Annotated in this window: 21 protein-coding genes; 9 read left to right on the top strand and 12 right to left on the bottom strand. The window is 71.4% G+C overall.

What is annotated here, in order from left to right; all coding sequences use genetic code 11:
• Positions 1 to 21 precede the first annotated feature (21 nt).
• Genes hydA through HUT10_RS14675 form a run of 3 tightly spaced genes read right to left on the bottom strand, consistent with a single transcriptional unit; the run spans position 22 to position 3,750 of the window.
• Positions 22 to 1,404, bottom strand: coding sequence for a dihydropyrimidinase (gene hydA, locus HUT10_RS14685; protein WP_176171723.1), 1,383 nt, complete (start codon positions 1,402 to 1,404; stop codon positions 22 to 24).
• Positions 1,404 to 2,186, bottom strand: a complete 783-nt coding sequence (locus HUT10_RS14680) for a nitrilase-related carbon-nitrogen hydrolase (RefSeq protein ID WP_249027179.1) — start codon at positions 2,184 to 2,186, stop codon at positions 1,404 to 1,406. The genes hydA and HUT10_RS14680 overlap by 1 nt, the downstream gene beginning before the upstream one ends.
• 10 nt (positions 2,187 to 2,196) lie before the next feature.
• On the bottom strand, positions 2,197 to 3,750 hold the full coding sequence (locus HUT10_RS14675) for an NCS1 family nucleobase:cation symporter-1 (RefSeq protein ID WP_176171722.1): 1,554 nt from the start codon (positions 3,748 to 3,750) through the stop codon (positions 2,197 to 2,199).
• 220 nt (positions 3,751 to 3,970) lie between these two features.
• Between HUT10_RS14675 and HUT10_RS14670 the strand changes: the two genes are divergently transcribed.
• The 3 genes from HUT10_RS14670 (at position 3,971) to HUT10_RS14660 (ending at position 7,350) form a co-directional block, all read left to right on the top strand.
• Positions 3,971 to 4,666 carry a response regulator transcription factor gene (locus HUT10_RS14670; protein WP_176171721.1) on the top strand — a complete coding sequence of 232 codons (696 nt, stop codon included), beginning with the start codon at positions 3,971 to 3,973 and terminating at the stop codon, positions 4,664 to 4,666.
• Entirely contained in the window at positions 4,663 to 5,655 is a 993-nt protein-coding gene (locus tag HUT10_RS14665) for an ATP-binding protein (RefSeq protein WP_176171720.1), read from the top strand. The genes HUT10_RS14670 and HUT10_RS14665 overlap by 4 nt, the downstream gene beginning before the upstream one ends.
• Positions 5,656 to 5,763: 108 nt before the next feature.
• Positions 5,764 to 7,350, top strand: a complete 1,587-nt coding sequence (locus tag HUT10_RS14660; RefSeq protein ID WP_254896873.1) for a DUF4153 domain-containing protein — start codon at positions 5,764 to 5,766, stop codon at positions 7,348 to 7,350.
• A gap of 31 nt (positions 7,351 to 7,381) precedes the next feature.
• Here HUT10_RS14660 and HUT10_RS14655 read toward each other — a convergent pair whose 3' ends face one another.
• The 4 genes from HUT10_RS14655 to HUT10_RS14640 all read right to left on the bottom strand — a co-directional run bounded on the left by HUT10_RS14655 (position 7,382) and on the right by HUT10_RS14640 (position 10,553).
• A complete protein-coding gene (locus tag HUT10_RS14655; RefSeq protein ID WP_176171718.1) occupies positions 7,382 to 7,594 on the bottom strand; it encodes a DUF397 domain-containing protein in 213 nt (70 codons plus the stop codon).
• Position 7,595: 1 nt separating this feature from the next.
• On the bottom strand, positions 7,596 to 8,441 hold the full coding sequence (locus tag HUT10_RS14650) for a helix-turn-helix transcriptional regulator (protein ID WP_176171717.1): 846 nt from the start codon (positions 8,439 to 8,441) through the stop codon (positions 7,596 to 7,598).
• A gap of 83 nt (positions 8,442 to 8,524) precedes the next feature.
• Positions 8,525 to 8,857, bottom strand: coding sequence for an SSI family serine proteinase inhibitor (locus HUT10_RS14645; RefSeq protein WP_176171716.1), 333 nt, complete (start codon positions 8,855 to 8,857; stop codon positions 8,525 to 8,527).
• Between the two features lie 58 nt (positions 8,858 to 8,915).
• A complete protein-coding gene (locus tag HUT10_RS14640; RefSeq protein WP_176171715.1) occupies positions 8,916 to 10,553 on the bottom strand; it encodes a PucR family transcriptional regulator in 1,638 nt (545 codons plus the stop codon).
• 132 nt (positions 10,554 to 10,685) lie between these two features.
• Here HUT10_RS14640 and HUT10_RS14635 point away from each other — a divergent pair, with 132 nt between their 5' ends.
• Positions 10,686 to 12,176 (top strand): CoA-acylating methylmalonate-semialdehyde dehydrogenase, encoded by a 1,491-nt coding sequence (locus tag HUT10_RS14635; protein WP_176171714.1) that lies wholly within the window; start codon positions 10,686 to 10,688, stop codon positions 12,174 to 12,176.
• On the opposite strand, the gene HUT10_RS14630 is transcribed toward HUT10_RS14635, so the two are convergent.
• Positions 12,148 to 12,972 (bottom strand): helix-turn-helix transcriptional regulator, encoded by an 825-nt coding sequence (locus HUT10_RS14630; RefSeq protein ID WP_176171713.1) that lies wholly within the window; start codon positions 12,970 to 12,972, stop codon positions 12,148 to 12,150. The genes HUT10_RS14635 and HUT10_RS14630 overlap by 29 nt on opposite strands.
• A 114-nt stretch (positions 12,973 to 13,086) precedes the next feature.
• Here HUT10_RS14630 and HUT10_RS14625 point away from each other — a divergent pair, with 114 nt between their 5' ends.
• On the top strand, positions 13,087 to 14,145 hold the full coding sequence (locus tag HUT10_RS14625) for an aldo/keto reductase (protein WP_176171712.1): 1,059 nt from the start codon (positions 13,087 to 13,089) through the stop codon (positions 14,143 to 14,145).
• Here HUT10_RS14625 and HUT10_RS14620 read toward each other — a convergent pair.
• Genes HUT10_RS14620 through HUT10_RS14605 form a run of 4 tightly spaced genes read right to left on the bottom strand, consistent with a single transcriptional unit; the run spans position 14,126 to position 16,522 of the window.
• Positions 14,126 to 14,620, bottom strand: a complete 495-nt coding sequence (locus tag HUT10_RS14620; RefSeq protein ID WP_176171711.1) for a hypothetical protein — start codon at positions 14,618 to 14,620, stop codon at positions 14,126 to 14,128. The two genes, HUT10_RS14625 and HUT10_RS14620, sit on opposite strands and share 20 nt — an antisense overlap.
• Positions 14,617 to 15,798: a hypothetical protein gene (locus HUT10_RS14615; RefSeq protein ID WP_176171710.1), complete on the bottom strand. Its 1,182-nt coding sequence runs from the start codon at positions 15,796 to 15,798 to the stop codon at positions 14,617 to 14,619. The genes HUT10_RS14620 and HUT10_RS14615 overlap by 4 nt, the downstream gene beginning before the upstream one ends.
• Complete coding sequence (locus HUT10_RS14610) at positions 15,795 to 16,112, bottom strand: type VII secretion target (RefSeq protein ID WP_176171709.1); 318 nt, start codon at positions 16,110 to 16,112, stop codon at positions 15,795 to 15,797. The genes HUT10_RS14615 and HUT10_RS14610 overlap by 4 nt, the downstream gene beginning before the upstream one ends.
• The gene (locus tag HUT10_RS14605; protein ID WP_254896872.1) at positions 16,112 to 16,522 is read right to left on the bottom strand and encodes a YbaB/EbfC family nucleoid-associated protein; all 411 of its coding nucleotides are present in this window, start codon (positions 16,520 to 16,522) and stop codon (positions 16,112 to 16,114) included. Before HUT10_RS14605 ends, HUT10_RS14610 begins: the two co-directional genes overlap by 1 nt.
• A gap of 210 nt (positions 16,523 to 16,732) precedes the next feature.
• Here HUT10_RS14605 and hrcA point away from each other — a divergent pair, with 210 nt between their 5' ends.
• The 4 genes from hrcA to HUT10_RS14585 all read left to right on the top strand — a co-directional run bounded on the left by hrcA (position 16,733) and on the right by HUT10_RS14585 (position 20,474).
• A complete protein-coding gene (hrcA, locus tag HUT10_RS14600) occupies positions 16,733 to 17,758 on the top strand; it encodes a heat-inducible transcriptional repressor HrcA (protein WP_176171708.1) in 1,026 nt (341 codons plus the stop codon).
• Between the two features lie 31 nt (positions 17,759 to 17,789).
• Entirely contained in the window at positions 17,790 to 18,953 is a 1,164-nt protein-coding gene (gene dnaJ / locus HUT10_RS14595; RefSeq protein ID WP_176171707.1) for a molecular chaperone DnaJ, read from the top strand.
• A 1-nt stretch (position 18,954) separates the two neighbouring features.
• Positions 18,955 to 19,707 carry a 16S rRNA (uracil(1498)-N(3))-methyltransferase gene (locus tag HUT10_RS14590; protein WP_176171706.1) on the top strand — a complete coding sequence of 251 codons (753 nt, stop codon included), beginning with the start codon at positions 18,955 to 18,957 and terminating at the stop codon, positions 19,705 to 19,707.
• Between the two features lie 398 nt (positions 19,708 to 20,105).
• Positions 20,106 to 20,474, top strand: a complete 369-nt coding sequence (locus HUT10_RS14585; protein ID WP_176171705.1) for a histidine triad nucleotide-binding protein — start codon at positions 20,106 to 20,108, stop codon at positions 20,472 to 20,474.
• The last annotated feature ends 15 nt before the right edge of the window (positions 20,475 to 20,489 follow it).

The following is a 20,489-nucleotide window of genomic DNA, read 5'->3' as shown; positions in this document are numbered from 1 at the left end:
TCGCCACACTGTGTCTTTTGCTCAGTTCAGGTACTGGTTCAGCGAGCGGGACAGGAACTTGCCGTGCGAGGTCGACCCCGAGAAGCCGGAAGGCGACACGACGACGCGCCCACGCGACAGCACCGTGTGCACCCGGCCCGTGATCTCGAGCCCCTCGTACGCCGAGTAGTCGACATTCATGTGGTGCGTCGAAGCCGACAGCGTCTGCTTCGCCGAGGGGTCGTAGATCACGATGTCCGCATCCGAACCTGCCGCGATGACTCCCTTCTTCGGGTACAGCCCGAACATGCGCGCCGGCGTCGCCGAGCACGTCTCGACCCAGCGCCCCAGCGTCAGCTCGCCCGCGACGACGCCCTGGTGCAGCAGGTCCATCCGGTGCTCGACCCCCGGCATCCCGTTCGGGATGGCCCGGAAGTCACCGCGCCCCAGCTCTTTCTGGTCCTTGAAGCAGAACGGGCAGTGGTCGGTGGACACCACGGACAGGTCGTTCGTGCGCAGCCCCCGCCACAGGTCCGCCTGGTGCGACTTCTCCCGCAACGGCGGCGAAGCGACGTACTTCGCGCCCTCGAAGTCCGGCTTCGCCAGGTCCTCAATGGACAGGTACAGGTACTGCGGGCACGTCTCCGCGAAGACGTTCTGGCCGTCGTTACGCGCCTCCGCCACCGCCGCCAGCGCTTGCGACGCCGACAGGTGCACGATGTACAACGGTGAGCCGGTCACCTTGGCGAGCTGGATCGCCCGCGATGTCGCTTCTCCCTCCAGTTCCGGTGGCCGCGTCAGCCCGTGCTGCACCGGGTCGATGTTCCCGGCCGCCACGGCCTGCGCCGCCAGCTGGTCGATCGCGATGCCGTTTTCCGCGTGCATCATGATCGTAGCGCCGATTTCGCGGGCTTTCTGCATCGCGAGCAGGATTTCCCCGTCCGTGGAGTAGAACACCCCCGGGTACGCCATGAACATCTTGAAGCTGCCGACGCCGGCGTCGACGCAGGCTTCCATCTCCTTCAACGACTGGTCGTTGACGTCGGAGACGATCATGTGGAAGCCGTAGTCGATCGCGCAGTTGCCGTCGGCCTTGGCGTGCCACTTGTCCAATGTGGACAACAAGGACGTGCCCTTGGCCTGCACGGCGAAGTCGATGATCGTGGTCGTGCCGCCCCACGCCGCCGCGGTCGTCCCGGTCGAGAACGTGTCCACCGAATGGGTGCCGCCGAACGGCATCTCCATGTGGGTGTGGGCGTCGATGCCGCCGGGCAGCACGTACTTCCCGGTGGCGTCGATCGTCTCGTCGCCGGTCAGCGCGCCGGGCGCGCCGACGGCGGCGATGGTCTCGCCGTCCACCAGCACGTCCGCGGCAAAAGCGCCCGACGGCGAGACGACCTGGCCCCCGGTGATGAGCGTGGTCATCAGGCCTCCGTGAGGGGGCCGTAGGTGTCCGGCCGGCGGTCGCGGTAGAACGCCCACAGGTCACGGACCTCGTCGAGCTGCGCCATGTCGAGGTCGCGCACCACGACCTCGTCCTCGGTGTCGGACGCGGCGTCGCCGATCAGCTGCCCGCGCGGGTCGGCGAAGTACGTCTGGCCGTAGAAGTCGTTGTCGCCCAGCGGTTCCTTGCCGACGCGGTTGATGGCGCCGACGAAGTACTCGTTGGCCACCGCGGCCGCCGGCTGCTCCAGCCGCCACAGGTACTGCGACAGCCCGCGGCTGGTCGCCGACGGGTTGAACACGATCTTCGCCCCGGCCAGGCCCAGCGCGCGCCAGCCCTCCGGGAAGTGCCGCTCGTAGCAGATGTAGACGCCGATGCGGCCCACCGCGGTGTCGAACACCGGGTAGCCCAGGTTCCCGGGCCGGAAGTAGAACTTCTCCCAGAAGCCCTTGACCTGCGGGATGTGGTTCTTGCGGTGCTTGCCGAGGTAGGTGCCGTCGGCGTCGATCACCGCGGCGGTGTTGTAGTACACGCCCGGCTGCTCGACCTCGTACATCGGCACGACCAGCACCACGCCGTGGCGCTCGGCCACCTCCTGCATGAGCTTGGTCGTCGGGCCGTCCGGGATGCCTTCGGTGTAGGAGTAGTAGTCGGTGTCCTGCACCTGGCAGAAGTACGGCCCGTAGAACAGTTCCTGGAGGCAGACGACCTGGGCGCCCTGCGAGGCGGCGGTGGCGATGTGGTCGACCGCCGCCTTGATCATGGACTCCTTGTCACCCGTCCACCGCTGCTGGATCAATCCGGCTCGGACGACGCTCACTTGCTTCCTCCTTGTTCGCGGATACCGAGAGGGCGGCGAAGACGACGAACGCGCCGACGAAGCCGACCACCCAGTTGTAGTCGTAAAGGGGCTTGAGGAACGGGATCAGACCGCTGTCGGGGAACGGCCCGCCATAAGCGCCGCCGACCGCGAGCACGGCTCCCACCAGCGTGGCGACCAGCGCGCGCCAGTTCCAGCCGCCGCTGAACCAATACACCCCATCGGGTGTGTACAGGTCCTTCAGCCGCAGCTTCGTGCGTGCGGTGACCCAGTACCCGGCGACGAGCACCCCGGCGACCGCGCCGAGCAGGCCGCCGTAGAAGCCGAGCCAGGCGAAGATGTAGATGTTCGGGTCGGAGTACAGCCGCCACGGCTGGATGAGGATGCCGATGACACCGGTGATCCCGCCGCCGACGGCGAACGTGATCCGCTTCGGGAACGCGTTCGAGAAATCGTAGGACGGGCTCACGACGTTGGCCGCGAGGTTCGCCGAGATCGTGGCCAGCACCAGCGCGACCAGCGCGACGACGACCACGACCGGGCTCGAGAACTTGTCGGCCAGCTGCGCCGGGTCCCAGATGTCCTCGCCGTAGAGCACGTGCCCGCCCGACGTGGTCAGGATGGCCACGATCGCGATGAACGTCATGGTCGTCGGCAGGCCGAGGATCTGACCGCGGACCTGCTTGCGCTGGCTGCCGCCGAAGCGGGTGAAGTCGGGCATGTTCAGCGACAGCGTCGACCAGAACGCGATCATCGCCATCAGGGACGGCGCGAACACCTTCCAGAAGTCCGGGCCCCAGCCGAGCTTGCCGCCGTCGGACAGGATCGGCCCGAGCCCGCCCGCCTTGACCAGCACGTACCCGAGCATGATCAGGAAGCCGACGGACACCAGCGGCGCGGTCCAGTTCTCGAACCGGCGGACCGCCTCCATGCCGCGCCAGATGATCAGCAGCTGGCCGATCCAGAAGACCACGAAGGACAGCCACAGTGTCCAGTGCTGGCCGGCGACCACCGGCGAGTCCCGCCACCAGGAGCCGAGCAGCCGGCCGAGGATGACGTAGATGGCCTCGCCGCCGACCCACGTCTGGATGCCGAACCAGCCGCACGCGATGAACGCGCGCAGCAGCGCGGCCAGGTTGGCGCCGCGCAGGCCGTAGAACGCGCGGGCGAACACCGGGAACGGGATGCCGTACTTCGTGCCGGCGTGGCTGTTGAGCAGCATCGGGACCAGCACGACGAGGTTGCCGATGGTGATCGTGATGAGCGCCTGCACCCAGTTCATGCCGAGCGCGATGAGCGACGCGGCCAGGGCGTAACTGGGGATGTTGTGGGCCATCCCCATCCAGAGCGCGAAGTAGTTGTAAGTGGTCCAGGTCCGTTTTTCGACGGGGACGGGGGCCAGTTCCTCGTTGAAGAACCGGCTGCCTTCGAGAGACCGGACGTCGGCGGGGTCGAGCTCGACCCGGCCGTCGTCGTGCACGCGCTGGTCTGCGGGTGTCGGCGCCATTGCGGAATCCTGCGCGCCGGGTCAGGGCCGGGGCAACGGCAGTCTGTTCACTCTTCGCTGATCAGGAGTGCAGTCTGTCGATTGCGCGAAGGGGTGCCGGAGTGCATGACGTGAGTCACACATCCGGCCGTCATGAACCGGCAAAGAGGGTGAAACGTCTCCACAGGATCTTCACACTTCACGCGAACCGTCTCCACCGGGGGTGCTTAGGGTCGTGGTCATGGAACTGGGTGGGCGGCGGGTGCTGGTCGTCGAGGACGACGTCACGATCGCCGCGTCGATCGCGGCCCGGCTGCGGGCCGAGGGCTTCGGGGTGGACGTCGTCCACGACGGACCGGCGGCGGTCGCGGCCGAGGCGTCCGGGGAGCCGGACCTGGTGGTGCTGGACGTGATGCTGCCGGGGTTCGACGGCCTGGAGGTCTGCCGCCGGATCCAGGGCCGCCGTCCGGTCCCGGTGCTCATGCTGACCGCGCGGGCCGACGAGACGGACATGCTGGTCGGGCTGGGCGTCGGCGCCGACGACTACCTCACGAAGCCGTTCTCGATGCGGGTGCTGACCGCGCGGGTGCACGCGCTGCTGCGGCGGGTCGAGCGGTCGTCGGCCGGAGCTTCGGGGGCCCGGATCGTGCTGGGTGACCTCGAGATCGACGTCGACCAGCGGCGGGTCGCGCGGGCGGGGGTCGCGGCGCAGCTGACGCCGATCGAGTTCGACCTGCTGGTGCACTTCGCGCGGCGGCCGCGGGTGGTGCAGCCGCGCGAACGGCTGCTGTCGGAGGTGTGGGACTGGGACGTCCACGGCACGGCGTCGGGCACCCGGGCGGTGGACAGCCACATCAAGGCGCTGCGACGCAAGCTCGGCGCGGACCTGATCCGGACCGTGCACGGCGTCGGCTACGCGCTGGAGGCCGGCTCGTGAACCTCGTCCCGCGGCCGCTGGACCGGATCCGGTCGATCAAGCTGAAGCTGGCGATCCTGATGGTCGCCTCCGGTGGGGTGGCGTTCGCGTTCTTCAACTGGCAGATCGGCTGGCTGCCGCCGAAGACGACGGTCACCGCGATGGTCTTGGCGCTGGTGCTGTCGCAGGTACTCGCGCACGGGATGACGCGGCCGCTGCGCGAGATGACGGCGGCGGCCCGTGCGATGGCGAAGGGCGACTACACGCGGCGGATCCGGGCCACCACACGGGACGAGGTCGGGGTGCTGGCCCAGGCGTTCAACCAGATGGCGGGCGACCTCGGGAACGCCGACCGCCAGCGCCGGGAGCTGATCGCGAACGTCTCCCACGAGCTGCGCACGCCGATCACGGCGTTGAACGGCGTGCTGGAGAACCTCGTCGACGGCGTCGAGGACCCCGATCCGGCGACGCTGAAGACGGCGTTGCAGCAGACCGAGCGCCTGGCTTCGCTGGTGGAGGAACTGCTGGACCTCTCGCGGCTGGACGCGGGGGCCTCTTCGCTGCACAAGACGTCGTTTTCGCTGTGGTCGCTGCTGTCCGAGGTGGTGGGGGAGGCGGCGTTCGCGGGCCGCGGGGTGACGTTCGAGGTGTCCGTGTCGCCCGAAGGAGCGGTGGTGACGGCGGATCGGGGGCGGCTGTTCCAGGTGGTGGCGAACCTGCTCGAGAACGCGGCCCGCCACGGCCCGGCGGGTGGGCAGGTCCGGGTGGTGGCCCAGGTGCGGCCGAGGGAGGTGCGCATCGACGTGTGCGACGAGGGGCCGGGGATCGCGCCGGCGGACCGGGAGCGGGTGTTCGAGCGGTTCACGCGGGGGGAGCGGCCGTCCGGCGGGGGGACCGGGCTGGGGCTGGCGATCGCGCGGTGGGCGGTGGAACTGCACGGGGGGACGATCGGGGTGGTCGACCCATCGGCGGGGACGGGGAGCCGGATCCGGGTGAGCCTCCCGGCTTGAGAGCTGTGTCGTCGGTGGTCTGCGGGGGTGGCGGGCCGTGGGATTTGCGAATGGGAAGGGGCGGAGATGCCGAAGAGCAGTTTTGGCGGGGGTGGCGGGGAGCCGGGGGTGCCGCGGGGGAAGCGGGCGGCGCGGGAGGCGGGTTCGGGGGCCGGTGGGGCTGCGGCGGCCGGAGGTGGGCCGGGGGCCGGTAGTGCCTTCGGGACTCCGGCCGCGGGTGGTGGTGTTGCCGTTGCCGCGCCGCCGTTTCTGCTGCGGCCGATACCGCCGCCGAAATCGGTCGTTGTCCCGCTGCCTCCGGCGGTTCTGCCCGCCGCCGGGCTGGCCGGGGTTGCCGGTGCTCTCCTGCTGCCCGTCGACCGGCCCGGGGTCGGGTGGCTGCTCTGCGGGCTGGCCGTCGCCGGGGCGGTCGTCGTTGCCGATCGGCGGTCTCGTGGTGGTTCGGCCGGGGCTCTCACCTGGCGCAATGGCGGGTGGGCCGCGCTCGCTCTCGCGTTGCTCGCCGTCGGGACCGTTCGGGCGTCGGGGTGGCTGTTCGTCCTCTGCGTGCTGGCCGCCGTGGTCGCCGGGTCGCTGGCCGTTGTCGGGGAACGGACCGTGCACTCCGTCCTCTACGACATGCTCGCCGTCCCGATCGAAGCCGTCCGGGCCGTTCCGTGGGTCGGGCGCGGGGCCGGGCGGTTCGCCTCGCGGCGCGACGGGGTCGCCCGGCGGATCGCGCTCGCCGTGCTCGCCGCCGCCGGGCTCGTCGGGGTCTTCGTCCCGCTGCTGGCCAGTGCCGATGCCGCCTTCGCCGCCGTCGTCAGCGCCGTCGTTCCCGAGCTCAGCATCGCCACGCTCGTGCGGTGGTGCTCGGTCTTCGCCGTCGTCACGCTGGTCGTGGCCGGCGCCTGCTACTTCCTGGCCGCGCCGGCGCCGCAGGCGTCGACCGATCGTCCACACCGGACGAAGTACGGTCTGGAGTGGACGGTTCCGTTGGTCGTCCTCCTCGTGGTGTTCGGGGTTTTCGTCGGGGTGCGGCTGGTCGTGCTGTTCGGCGGCACCGAGTACGTCCTGCGCACCGGCAACCTGACGTCCGCGGAGTACGCCCGCGGCGGCTTCTGGCAGCTGTGTGCGGTGACCGTCCTGACGCTGGCCATCGTCGCCGCGGCGCTGCGGTGGGCGCCGGACGCGACGAAGGCCGACCGGCTCCGGCAGCGCCTCCTGCTCGGCACGCTCAGCGCGCTCACCCTGGTGCTCGTCGGCTCGGCGTTGAGTCGCATGTGGACGTACCAGCAGGCGTACGGCTTCACCGTGCTGCGCCTGCTCGTCGAGGTCTGCGAACTGTGGTTCGGCGCGGTGTTCGTCCTGGTGCTGGCCGCGCTGGTCCGGCTGCGCCCGGCCTGGCTGCCCCGCGCGGCGATCGGGACGGCCGCGGCGGCGCTGCTCGCGCTGGCCGTCCTCGACCCGGAACGCCTCATCGCCGACGCCAACCTCGACCGCGCCGCCGCCGGCAAGCCCCTGGACGACCGCTACCTGGCCGGCTTTTCCGCCGACGTGGTCCCGGTGGTCTCGGCCCGCCTGCCGGAACCGCTGCGCACGTGCGTGCTCAGGCGGGTCCTGCGCGACGACACCCCGGACGGCTGGCCGGCCTGGAACCTCAGCCGTTCGGCGGCTCGCGACGTGCGGTTCGGCCCAGTCGCCGGCTGCCGGTGAACCGGACCGCCGGGTAGCGCGTGGATAAGAGTTACGCGGGAGCCACCGGGCCGTCGTGGGGGCGGCCCGGCGGCTTCCGCGCGTGCACGCCGGCCAGCAGGGCTTCCCACGATCGGGTGGTGACGGAGAGTGTGCCGCCCTCGCGGTCTTTCGTGTCGCGGATCTGCGACAGCCCCGCGACTCGCACTTCGACGCATTCCTCGCTGCCACTGTAGGAAGACTTCCGCCAGGCGGCTCCGGGCATTTCAGGCCTCCAGTCCGGTGATCACCCCCTGGATGAGCCGTTCGGAATCGAGTTCGCTCAACGCCAGGGAGGAGAGGGTGTCGATGGCCGCGCGGTAACCAGCCACATCGTCCTCGTCGTAAACATACCCGCTGCCCCGATGGTGCTCCAGGTAGACGAGGGAGGGCAGGTCCGTGTAGTCGAAGACGATGAACGGCCCGAAATGGCCGGGGTGGTAACCGATGCCGTTCCGCACGATGCGCACCGACACGCTCGGCAGCCGCATCCGCGAGCGCAGGTAGGTGAGCTGCTCGGCCATGACCGCCGGGCCGCCGATGTTCTGGTGCAGCACCGCCTCGCTGAGCAGGATCCGGCACGACAGGGGATTCCGGCCGGTCAGAAGGTCGCGACGGGCCAGCCTGACCATGACATGGCGCTCGATATGCGCAGTGGGGTGCTTCATGGTGGCGAAGATCGCCCTGATGTAGGCAGGCGTCTGGAGCATGCCGGGCACCACAGCCGGTGCCCAGCAGGCCATGCTCGCCGCGGCCCGCTCGTATTCGAGGTAGGTCGCCAGCCGCTCCGGTCCGTCCACCGCGTGCTGGTCGAGCCAGTTGGGATCGGTGGCGGTGCGGGCGAGATTGATCAGCCGCGCGCGTTCGGCGGGCTCCACCCTGAGTGCGCCCAGGATGGTGGCGAGCTCGTCGATCTTCGGTACTCGCTTACCGCTCTCCCAATTGGAAATGTTCTGCGGCAGCACATCGACCAACCGGCCCAGCTCGCGGACCTTCAGATTGCGCGCCTGCCTGGCTCTCTTCATCCCGAAACCCAGCGCGCGGGCCCGGGGCGTGGCGATCGGTGGTGGCATGGGGCACAGCCTGCCCGTGAGCAGGCCGTGCCCCATCGGGTGATGCCGTTCTGCTGTCGCAGTGCTGCGTCAAGAAAACCGGGTCAGAACGCGAAGACGCCGTCCGAATCGCGGTCGGCTTCGCACCGGTTCGCGTACGTCGTGCGGTACGACACCGGCTTCCCGTGCCACGTGCCGATCGCCGTGGCCTCGACCGGGGCGTAGATCAGCGTGCATGCCTGGTGGCGCGCGTTGATCCGGGAGAAGTCACCGCCCGCGCCCGCCAGCACCTCGCACGCCTTGTCGCGCTTGGGGTGCGTGCCGCCCGCCGGGTCGCACGTCAGCACCACCGAGCCGATCCGGCCGGCGGTGTCGTGGGTGCTCAGCTGCAGCGTCGAGGCCGCGGGCGGCGCCGGCGCCAGGCAGCCGATGCTCATCAAGCATGCTGCGAAGGGGAGTAGGGCCATATCGGTTCCATCGGCCGTCCGGAGTCGATCACTGTGCTGCACGTCCGAGTGAGTCTTCCTCGCTCGGCCGGGTGAGGTCCGCAGCCAGCAGGGCCACGTACAGCGACAACATCGACTCCGGATCTTCCAGCCGGACGCCGAGGACCTGTTCGATCCGGGCGAGCTGCTGGTAATAGGCCGTCCGGGAGGTGTGGGCCGCCGCGGCCGCCGCCGACTTGTTGCCGCCCTGCTCGCAGTAGTGGCGCAACGCCTGCACCAGCCGGCTGCCCGTCGCTGCGTCGCGCTGGAGCAGCGGGCCGAGCTCGCGCGTCGCGAAGGCCGTCACGCGCTCGTCGCCGGAGAGCAGGTGCAGCAGGCCGCGCAGGCGGACGTCGGACAGCCGGTGCAGGACGCGCTCGTCGCCCGCCCCGAGCGCGGCCGCCGCGACCTGGCTCGCCTCCTGCAGCGTGCGGCGGGCTTCGGCCGGGGACGTCACCGTCGTCCCGACCGCGAGCACGCCCGGCGCGCTGCCGCGGGCTTCGTGGACGTCGGTGGCGAGCCGGTGCAGCACGGCGTCGGCGTTCGCCTCCGGGGACAGCGCGATCAGGGCCCGCACGCCGAGGTCGTCCGTCGCCACCAGTGCCGACACCTTCGCGCGGCGGGCGGCCAGCACCGTCGCCTCGGCCAGCTCGCGCAGCACCGGCGGCGTCGACAACGCGGGCCGCGCCGTCGCGGTCAGCCGCGGCCGGACCGCCAGCCCGACCAGCTGCCGTCCGGGCAGCGGCACGGCCAGCGCCGACGCCCGCGCCAGCAGCTCGGCCGTCGGGGCCGGGGACGCCAGCAGCTCGGCGAGCACCGCGCGGTGGGCCTGGCGTTCGAGGCCGTCGGAGTCCTTGGCGACCAGCCGGTGCACGGCCAGCGCGGACGCGGCCCGCTCGGCGACCACCCGGTGGCGGTGCGGCGGCTGGTCGGCGCACACCAGGATCAGCCGTCCCCAGTCGTGCCCGCGGGCGCCGACCACGGTCACCAGCCAGCCCGACCCGGGGTGGTAGCCGGTCCGCTCGCCGACCTGGACCACCCGCGACCGGGACGGCCAGCCGGTGAGCAGCTCGGCCGGGTCGGTGCCGGCCGCGTCGTAGGCGAGGACTTCGTGCGACAGCGTCTCGAGCACCACCGGCTGCTCGGTCAGCCGGGCGACCTCGCCCAGGACGACGCCGGGCTCGGCGCCCGCGACCGTCAGGGCGGTGAACGTCTCGTGCACGCGCTCGGCGGCGCGCAGCTCGGCGACCTGGGCGTCGACGATCTGGCCGTTCACCGCCTCGGTGACGCTCACGAACCGCGTCTCACGCGAGAGCGTCACCAGGGGGAGCCCGTGCTCGTCGGCCGCGTCGACCAGCGCGGCGGGCAGCTTGTCGCTCCAGTGCCGGACCAGCTCGACCACCACCCCGGCCGCGCCGACCCCGGCCAGGTCGGCGACGTAGCGGGCCAGCGCCGGGCCGTCGTCGGGCAGCGCGACACCGGTGGTCAGCACCAGTTCGCCGCCGCGCAGCAGGTGCGCGATGTCGGCGACCTCGGCGACGTGCGCCCAGCGCACCGGCGCGTCCAGCCCGGCGGCGCCGGCGACGACGTGCGGGCGGCCCTGGCGCAGCACCGGCAGCGCGAGGACCTCGGCGACGGTCGGGTACATGGCTCCTCGAATGATCGGCAGGGACAGACTGTACGGCCGCGGCGGCGAGTCCGTACACGTTGCCGATGGCCTGGCGCGGCGCCCGCACGGAGACTCGGGACGGGATGTTGCCGAGTGCGAGGAGTGTCCGCCGTGACCGACCGCATCAGCCACTGGATCGACGGCAAGCCGTTCGGCGGGACCGCCGCGCGCTCCGGCGAGGTCTTCGACCCGGCCACCGGAGAGGTCAGGGCGCACGTCGACTTCGCCGGGGACGCCGAGGTCGAAGCCGCCGTCGCCGCGGCCAAGGCGGCGCTGCCGGGCTGGCGCGGGACGTCGCTGGCCGGCCGGACCCGCGTCCTGTTCGCCTTCCGCGAGCTGCTGTCCGCCCGCAAGCACGAGCTGGCGAAGATCATCACGAGCGAGCACGGCAAGGTCGAGTCCGACGCGGCCGGGGAGATCGCCCGCGCGATCGAGAACGTCGAGTTCGCCTGCGGCGCCGCCCAGCTGCTCAAGGGCGGGTTCAGCGAGAACGCCTCCACCGGCGTCGACGTCTACTCGATCGCCCAGCCGCTGGGCGTGGTCGGCGTGATCTCGCCGTTCAACTTCCCGGCCATGGTGCCGCTGTGGTTCGTCCCCAATGCGCTGGCCTGCGGGAACACCGTCGTGCTCAAGCCGAGCGAGAAGGACCCGTCGGCGGCGGTGTTCATCGCGGAGCTGTTCGCCGAGGCCGGGCTGCCCGCGGGCGCCCTGAACGTGCTGCACGGCGACAAGGCGGCCGTGGACGGGCTGCTGACGCACGGCGACGTCAAGGCGATCTCGTTCGTCGGGTCGACGCCGATCGCGCGGTACGTCTACGAGACCGGCACCCGGCACGGCAAGCGCGTCCAGGCGCTCGGCGGGGCGAAGAACCACATGGTGGTGCTGCCGGACGCCGACCTCGACCTGGCCGCCGACGCGGCGGTGTCGGCCGGGTTCGGCTCGGCGGGGGAGCGGTGCATGGCGGTGTCGGTGGTGGTCGCCGTCGACCCGATCGGCGACGACCTCGTGCGCAAGATCACCGAGCGGATGGCGGCGCTGCGCGTCGGCGACGGCCGCGACCCGGAGTCGGAGATGGGGCCGCTGGTGACGGCGGCGCACCACGCACGGGTCGAGTCCTATGTGGACGCCGGGGTGGCGGCCGGTGCCTCACTGGTCGTCGACGGCCGCGGGATCGAGGTGCCCGGCGACGGCTTCTGGCTGGGCCCGACGCTGTTCGACCACGTCCGCACCGACATGTCGATCTACACCGACGAGATCTTCGGCCCGGTGCTGTCGGTGGCCCGCACGGCGTCCTACGACGAGGCACTGGAGCTGATCAACGCCAACCCGTACGGCAACGGCACGGCGATCTTCACCGGTGACGGCGCGGCCGCGCGGCGCTTCCAGAACGAGGTCGAGGTCGGCATGGTCGGCGTCAACGTGCCGATCCCGGTCCCGGTCGGGTACTACTCCTTCGGCGGCTGGAAGGACTCCCTGTTCGGCGACAGCCACGCCTACGGGCCGGAAGGGTTCCACTTCTTCACCCGGACGAAGGTGGTCACGTCCCGCTGGCCGGACCGCTCGCACGCCGGGGTCAACCTGGGCTTCCCGCGCAACTCCTGAGCGCGGCCCGGCTCGCCTCGTCCGCGGGACGGCCGATCAGCAGCCGCTGGCCGGACTCCCGCAGCGGCACGAGGACCTCGAAGTCCACGGCGATCACGCCGGCGCCGGGGTGGCGCAGCACCTTGCTGCCCCGGCCGGTGCCCCGCACGTCCCGTTCGGCCCACCACCGCGCGAACTCCTCGTTGCCACCGGTGCATTCGGCGATGAGCGCGGTCAGCACCGGGTCGTCCGGGTGCGCGGCCCAGGCGGCGCGCAGGTGGGCGATCCCTTCCCGCACCACGCGTTCGCGGTCGACGTAGTACTCGCGGATCTCCGGGTGCAGCAGGCACAGCCACATCGCGTTCCGCTGTGCCGACGGCAGCGTGGCGAAGTCCAGCAGCAGCCGCGCCATGCCCGCGTTCCAGGCCAGGATGTCGAAGCGGTGGTTCAGCAGCATGGCCGGGAGCGGTGAGAGGTCTTCGACCAGCCGCGCGAGCGACGGCTCCGCGGTCGTGGCCGGCTCGCCGGTGCCGCGGGGACGCTGCCGGGCCAGGTCGAAGAAGTAGGCGCGTTCTTCCCCGGTCAGGCGCAGTGCACTCGACAACGCCTCCACGACGGCCGCCGAAGGGCGCAACCCGCGTGCCTGCTCCAGGCGCACGACGTAGTCGACGCTGACGCCGGCCAGCTCGGCGACCTCTTCGCGGCGCAGTCCCGGCGTCCGCCGCGACCGGCGCACCGGCAGGCCGAAGTCGCGCGGGTCCAGGCGTTCCCGCCGGGTCCGCAGGAACGCGGCCAGCTCCACGGTGGCGGTGCTCATACCCGGGTCCAACCGGCAGGGTGGGACGGCTGTTCCCAGGAAGGTCCCTCCCTTACCGCCGGGCCGCCGCGGGCCGAAGGTGGTCGGAGACGATCACCGACACAGGAGGACCCGATGGCACGCACCCTCGACACCTACCGGCTGCTGGGCCGGTCCGGGCTGCGGGTTTCGCCGCTGGCGCTGGGCACGGCGACCTTCGGCACCGAGTGGGGCTGGGGCGCGGAGGCGGCCGAGGCACGCAAGCTGTTCGACACCTACGTCGAGCGCGGCGGCAACTTCCTCGACACGGCCCCGACCTACACCGACGGCAGCTCCGAGCGGCTGCTGGGCGAGTTCGCCCGCGGGCGCCGCGAAAGCCTGGTGCTGGCGACCAAGTACACGACGCTGCGCCGTCCCGGCGACCCCAACTCCGGCGGCCCGCACCGCAAGAGCCTGTTCGCGTCCGTGGAGGCCAGCCTCCGGCAGCTGGGCACGGACTACCTCGACGTGCTCTTCCTGCACGTCTGGGACTTCACGACACCGGTCGAGGAGATCCTGCGCGGCCTCGACGACCTGGTCCGCCAGGGCAAGGTCCGGTACCTGGGGATGTCGAACGTCCCGGCCTGGGAGGTCTCGCGGATGCAGGCGATCGCCGACCTGCGGGGCTGGTCGCCGCTGATCGCGCTGCAGGTCGAGTACAGCCTGATCCGGCGGGACGCCGAACGCGACCTGATCCCGATGGCGCGGGAGCTCGGCCTCGGCGTGACGCCGTACTCGCCGCTGGGCGGCGGCGTGCTGTCGGGCAAGTACCGCGGCGCCGGGTCCGGGGAGAGCACCCGCCGCAGCTTCAACGCGGGGCTGGGCATGGTCACCGACCGCACGCTCGCCGTCGCCGACATGGTCGCCGCGGTCGCGGCGGAGGCGGGGTACACCCCCGCCCAGGTCGCGCTGGCCTGGACGCTGCGGAACCCGGGCGTGACCGCGCCGGTCGTGGGCGCCCGCACGCTCGCCCAGCTGGAGGGCAACCTGGGCGCCCTCGACGTGGACTTCACGCCGGAGCAGCTGGCCCGCCTCGACGAGGCGAGCGCGATCGAGCTCGGCTACCCGCACGACCTGCTCGGCGGCGACCACCTCCGCGCGGTCACCCGCGGCGACCTGGTGATCGAGCCGCGGGTCACGCCGGCAGGACGTTGACCAGCAGCTTGGACCGCGGCGCGATCAGCACGGTGTTGACCCGCTCCGGCCGGATCCGCTCGCGCAGCTTCCGCTCCAGCGGGTAGGTCCGGCCGCCGGCGCGCAGGCTGAACGATTCGAGGCTCTTGAAGCCCTCCGGGCTGCGGTGCAGGCCGATCGGGTACTCGTCGGTGAGGCGGGCGCTGTCGAAGTCGTGCGTCCAGCCGGTGACCGCGACCAGCCGGCCGCCGAAGGCGTCGGCGAGCCGGCGCCAGCAGACGAACGCGAACCAGCCGGTGATCGCCAGGAGCGGGAGCACGGTGCCCAGCACTTCGCCTGCGGTCTCCGCCACGAGGGCGAGGCCCACCGTCACCACCAGACCGGCGGCGACGAGGGCCGCCGCGGCCCAGAAGTTCAGGTCGAGGAGCCTGCCGCGCTGGGCGGGGTGGAGCCGGCCGTTGCGGTTGGCCAGCTCCACCTCGGGCCGGTCGTTCACTCGGGGTGCTCCTTCTCGTAGGCCTCCCGGGCCTCGTGGTAGCGGTCGGGCTGCTCGTTCTCCTGGCGGCGGCCCTCGGTCACCACGCCGATGGTGTCGGCGGTGTTCCAGCGCACCTTCTCGTCCGGGTCGAGGAGCTTGTGCTGGTTCAGCACGCTGCGGCCCTCCTCGGAGTACTTGCCCGGCCCTTCGAGCTTCTCGCGGCCCGGGACGTGTTCCTTGGCGGCGTCGCTCCAGCCCTTCGCCGTCTCCTCGGCGGACTTCGCCTCGCGGCCGGCCTGCTTCAGCTCGTTCGCCTTGCGCTCGATGCCCGCCGCCGTCTCGACGCTGCGGTCCACGATCCGGTCGGCCGCCTTGCCCGCCTTCTTCAGCGCGTTCGCCGCTCCTTCGAGGGCCGCCTTCGACTTGCCCGCGCCCTTCGCCAGGCCCTCCAGCTTCTCGACGATCTTCGCGATGCGCGTGCTGATCTTCTCCGCCAGCACGCCGCCTTCGATCACCGTGTCCGCGATGAACGCCGCGATCGTCCCGCCGAAGGTGCACCACGAGGCCGCCAGGGCGGCGAGTGCCTTGACGATCAGCTCGCCTACGAACGAGGAGATCATGTCCCGGATCAGCCCGCGCTCGGTGCCGACCAGGGCCGCCCCGACGTTCATCGCCGTCGACGCCCCTTCGGCGTGCGAAGCCGCTCCACGCAGAACGCCGACGTAGCTCTCCGCCGTCCGCTGGTACGCCTCGGCGGACCCGCAGTCGCTGAAGGACTGCTGGACCTCCTTCGCCTTCTGTTCGTAGCTCTCGGCCGTCTCGGTGAGCTGCTTGGCGATGTTCGTCCAGGTCACGGCCTTGGCGGTGATCGCTTCGGGCTTGCCGGCGAGCTTGTCGAGGCCGTCCTTGAGGAAGCTGATGTGCTCGATCAGCCAGCCGACGCCCGCGCTCGCCAGTGTCCCGAGCGGGTCCATCGCCGCGCCGAGCAGGTCGAGGGCGTCGGTGCCGACGTCCATCGCGAGGTTGCCCCAGTCGCCGTTGCGCGCGTCGGTGAGCGTGGCCGCGGCGTCGTTGAAGATGCCCGCGCCGCCGGTCTGCGCGTTGAGGTTGTCCAGCTCGCCCTTCGAGCCGTCACCCGTGCCGCTCCAGAAGCCGCCCGGCGACTCCGCCGTGGCGACCAGCGAGTTCTCCGTCATGCGGGCAGCTCCTTGCCGATGCCTTCGAGCAGGCACTTCGTCTTCTGCTCGTGTTCGCGGAACGCCGTGTGCGCGGACTTCACCCGGTCCGCGACCTCGTGACCGGCCTCGACCGCCGCGGCGAGGAAGCCGTCGGCCGTGGTCAGCCACGCCTGGATGGGCAGCGCGAAGACCTGCCCGACCAGCCCGAAGGCGTCGAAGTCGATGGCCTGCGCGGTGCCCGCGGCGTCCAGCGCCTCCTGGACCTTCGCGGCGATCTCGCGGATCTCGTCCTCGTGGCCGCCGAGGACGTCGAAGTCGACCTTCATCGCCATCACCGCTCCCGGCGCAGGATCGGGCCGCCGAAGTCTTCGTCGGACGGCGGTTTCCGGCGCGGTTCTTCGGCCGGTGTTTCGGGTGCGGGAATCTGTTCCTTCAGGAATTCCATCGCTTCGCTTCCCTCGCCGATCACCGGGGCCATGATCCCGGTCAGCTGCTGCGCCGCGTCGAGCTGGGCCCGCTTGGCGGTGGCCAGGACGGCTTGGGCGAGGCGGGTCCGCGGCAGCTCGTCCGCCCGGGGGCCGAAGCTGAGTTCCTGCAGCGCACCGGCGGTGTTGACGGTGACCGTGACGGCTCCGTCGGCACTCGTGGCGGTCGCCGAGACACGCTGCAACCGCGCCTTCGCCTCGGCCGCGCGCCTGGCGATTTCGGGCATACCGGCCGAAGCCGGGTCAAAATTGTTCACGGCGACCTCGTCAGTCGGGGAAAGATGCGTCGATCAGAGGGAGCAAACCGGTTTTCGGTTCCCCGTTCAAGCCGGAAAATCAGGTCAAGAACAATTCATGGGAAAAGGTTTGCGCGCCCTTTACCCGCCGCGGGCGGCCCGTGTTGAGCGCGACCGGCTCAGGCTTCCGTAAACTCGGACGCAGCAGCGAGCGAGGTAGGTGAGGAACCGGTGGCCAACGCGGAGGAGCGCCGCTTCGAAGTGCTGCGCGCGATCGTGGCCGACTACGTGTCCAACCAGGAACCGGTCGGGTCCAAGGCGATCGTCGAGCGGCACAACCTGGGTGTGTCGAGCGCCACCGTGCGCAACGACATGGCGACGCTGGAAGAAGAGGGTTACATCACCCAGCCGCACACCAGCGCCGGCCGGGTCCCGACCGACAAGGGCTACCGCCTCTTCGTCGACCGGCTTTCGGAGATCAAGCCGCTGAGCTCCGCCGAGCGCCGCGCCATCACCACCTTCCTCGACAGCGGCACCGACCTCGACGACGTCCTCAAGCGCTCGGTGCGGCTGCTCGCGCAGCTCACCCGCCAGGTCGCCGTCGTCCAGTACCCGATGCTGACCAACGCCAAGGTCCGGCACCTCGAAGTGGTGCCGCTCACCCCGGCGCGGCTGATGCTGGTCCTGATCACCGACAACGGGCGCGTCGACCAGCGCACGGTCGACCTCGGCGACGTCATCACCGAAGAGGACGTGGCCCGGCTGCGCACCGTGCTCAACGCGGCCATGGCCGGACGGCGGCTCAACGACGCCGCGGCCCGCGTGGCCGAGCTGCCCGAGAAGTCGCCCGGCGGGCTGCGTGACGTGCTCATCCGCGTCACCACCGTGCTCGTCGAGTCGCTGGCCGAACACCCCGAGGAACGGCTGGTGCTCGGCGGCACCGCCAACCTCACCCGCAACGTCGCCGACTTCCCCGGCTCGCTGCGCCAGGTCCTCGAAGCACTCGAAGAACAGGTCGTCGTGCTCAAGCTGCTGGCCGCCGCGCGCAACCCCGGTGCGATCACGGTGCGCATCGGTGAGGAAAATGAGGACGAGCAGATGCGCAGCACCTCGGTCGTCTCGATCGGCTACGGCCGCGACGACGTCGTGCTCGGTGGCATGGGAGTCGTCGGCCCGACCCGGATGGACTATCCGGGCACGATCGCCGCGGTGCGCGCGGTCGCCAACTACGTGGGGCAGATCCTGGCCGGCCGCTGAGCCGGGCAGAGCAGAAGGAGAAGCAGAGACGGTGGCGAGGGACTACTACGGCATCCTCGGGGTGGCCAAGAACGCGAGCGATCAGGAGATCAAGCGCGCGTACCGGAAGCTGGCCCGGGAGCTGCACCCCGACGTCAACCCGTCGGACGACGCCCAGCACAAGTTCGCCGAGGTCACGACGGCCTACGAGGTGCTGTCCGACCCGCAGAAGCGCAAGATCGTCGACCTCGGCGGCGACCCGATGGACAGCGGCGCCCGCGGCGGCGGTGGCGACCCGTTCGCCGGCTTCGGCGGCCTCGGCGACATCATGGACGCCTTCTTCGGCGCGGCCGGCGGTGGCGGCGGGCGCGGGCGCGGCCCGCGCAGCCGCGTCCAGCCCGGCTCCGACGCGCTGATCCGGCTCGGCCTCACCCTCGAGGAGTGCGCGACCGGGGTCGACAAGGAGATCGCCGTCGACACCGCGATCGTCTGCGACCTCTGCCGCGGCGCCGGCACGGCCGAGGGCACCTCGGTCAAGACGTGCGACACCTGCGGCGGCGCCGGCGAGGTCCAGTCCGTCCAGCGGTCGTTCCTCGGCCAGGTCGTCACCGCCCGCCCCTGCCCGGTCTGCCGCGGCTTCGGCGAGGTCATCCCCGACCCTTGCCGCCAGTGCGGCGGCGACGGCCGGATCCGCGCCCGCCGCAACGTCACGGCGAAGATCCCGCCGGGCGTCGGCGACGGCATGCGCATCCGGCTCTCCGGCCAGGGCGAGGTCGGCCCCGGCGGCGGCCCGGCGGGCGACCTCTACGTCGAGATCGACGAGACCCCGCACGAGGTCTTCGTCCGGCAGGGCCACGACCTGCACTGCAACTTCCGCATCCCGATGACCACGGCCGCGCTCGGCGCCACGGTGCCCATCTCGACCCTCGTCGACGGCGACTACGAGCTCGACGTCGAACCGGGCACCCAGCCCAACGCCGAGCTCGTCCTCACCGGCAAGGGCATGCCGCGGCTGCGGTCCTCCGGCCGCGTCGACGGCCGCGGCGACCTGCACGTCCACATCGACGTCGTGGTCCCGACCAAGCTCGACGAAGCCCAGCGCGAGCTGCTGGTCGAGCTGGCCCAGCAGCGCGGCGAAGAGGTCCCGACGCTGGCGTCCAACGGCACCAAGCACGGCGGGCTGTTCTCCAAGCTCCGCGCCAAGAACCACCGCTGACGTGCCCGAAACCACCCTGCCGGTCTTCCTCGCCGCGTCCGTGCCCGCCTCGGGCCGCGCGGTCCTCGACGGCGAGGAGGCCCGGCACGCGGCCACGGTCCGCCGCCTGCGCGCCGGCGAGCGGCTGGTCCTGTCCGACGGGGCGGGCGCGATGGCCCGCTGCGTCGTCGAGAGCGTCCAGGCCGGGCGGGACCCGCTCCTGACGCTGTCGGTCGAGTCGGCCTGGAGCGAGGAGCCGCCCGCGTTGCGGGTCCTGGTGGCCCAGGCGCTGGCCAAGGGCGATCGCGGCGAGCTCGCGGTCGAGCTCGCCACCGAAGCCGGGGTCGACGCGATCGTCCCGTGGCGGGCTTCGCGGAGCGTCGCGAAGTGGGAAGACGGCGGCCGCGGGGAGAAGGCGCTCGCGCGGTGGCGGGCCACGGCCCGAGCGGCGGCGAAACAAGCGCGGCGGGCCCACGTGCCCGACGTCACCGAGCCGGCGACCACCGGGGAACTGGCCGGGCTCGTGGCCACCATGTCACTGGCCATCGTGCTGGAATCGGACGTCCCCGACCGGCTCACCGACCTGGCACTGCCCGACGCGGGAGACGTCCTGCTGATCGTGGGACCCGAAGGCGGCATCACCGACGAGGAGCTCCGGGTCCTTCGCGACGCGGGCGCGCGGGCCGTCCGGCTCGGGACGACGGTGCTCCGGACCTCCACCGCGGCCGCCGTGGCACTGGGCGCCCTCGGCGCCCTCACCACCCGTTGGCAGTAGCCCACGGCGAAAATCGACGCCATAATTTTGCGCCCAGTTATGGCGCGATCACGCTCCGACCCGTTACTCTCATTTACTAACGCACCGACCATCGGCTCGGTGCGCACTGGGAAGAAAGACTCCGCCGGGCACCTCCCCCCTCGGTCCGGCGGCCGCCGCGGCCGCGGTGAGGCGACCCCCAGGCTTCACCGCCGCCGCGGCACCTCCTGCTCGCTTCGCTCGCGTCGAGCCGCGGCTTTGGTTTCGTTGTGTTTTCTGGGGGTCAAACCCCCAGACCCCCAGCCGGGGGCGAGCCCCCGGACCCCCCGCGGCTTCCGCTGTGGTCGGGTTGTCGAGGGCGTGTTGCTTGCTCGGCGGCCTTCGGCCTTCTCGCTGGTGTGGGTCGATAGGGTGCCTCTATGAGTGAAACTGAGGCTGACACGCTGTTCGAACGGATCATCGGTGGGGAGATCCCTGCTGACGTTGTCTATCAGGATGCTGCCACCTTTGCCTTTCGGGATATTCGGCCGCAGGCTCGCGTGCACGTTCTCGTCGTTCCTCGGAAGCGGTACCGGAACGTTGCGGAGCTTGCTGCCGGGGATCCGCAGCTGCTGAGTGATGTCGTTGCCACCGCTCGCAAGGTTGCCGAGCTCGAGGGGATCGTCGAGAGCGGGTACCGGGTTGTCTTCAACACCGACTCCGATGCCGGGCAGACCGTCTTCCACGTTCACGCCCACGTCCTGGGCGGGGAGCCCCTGGGGCTGTTCGGGGCCCCGGAGCAGGACTAGGGAAACCGGCCTGCG

The organism is Amycolatopsis sp. Hca4, assembly GCF_013364075.1.
In the GTDB taxonomy this organism is placed as follows: Bacteria; Actinomycetota; Actinomycetes; order Mycobacteriales; family Pseudonocardiaceae; genus Amycolatopsis.
This window is presented reverse-complemented; position numbering and strand designations above follow the sequence as displayed.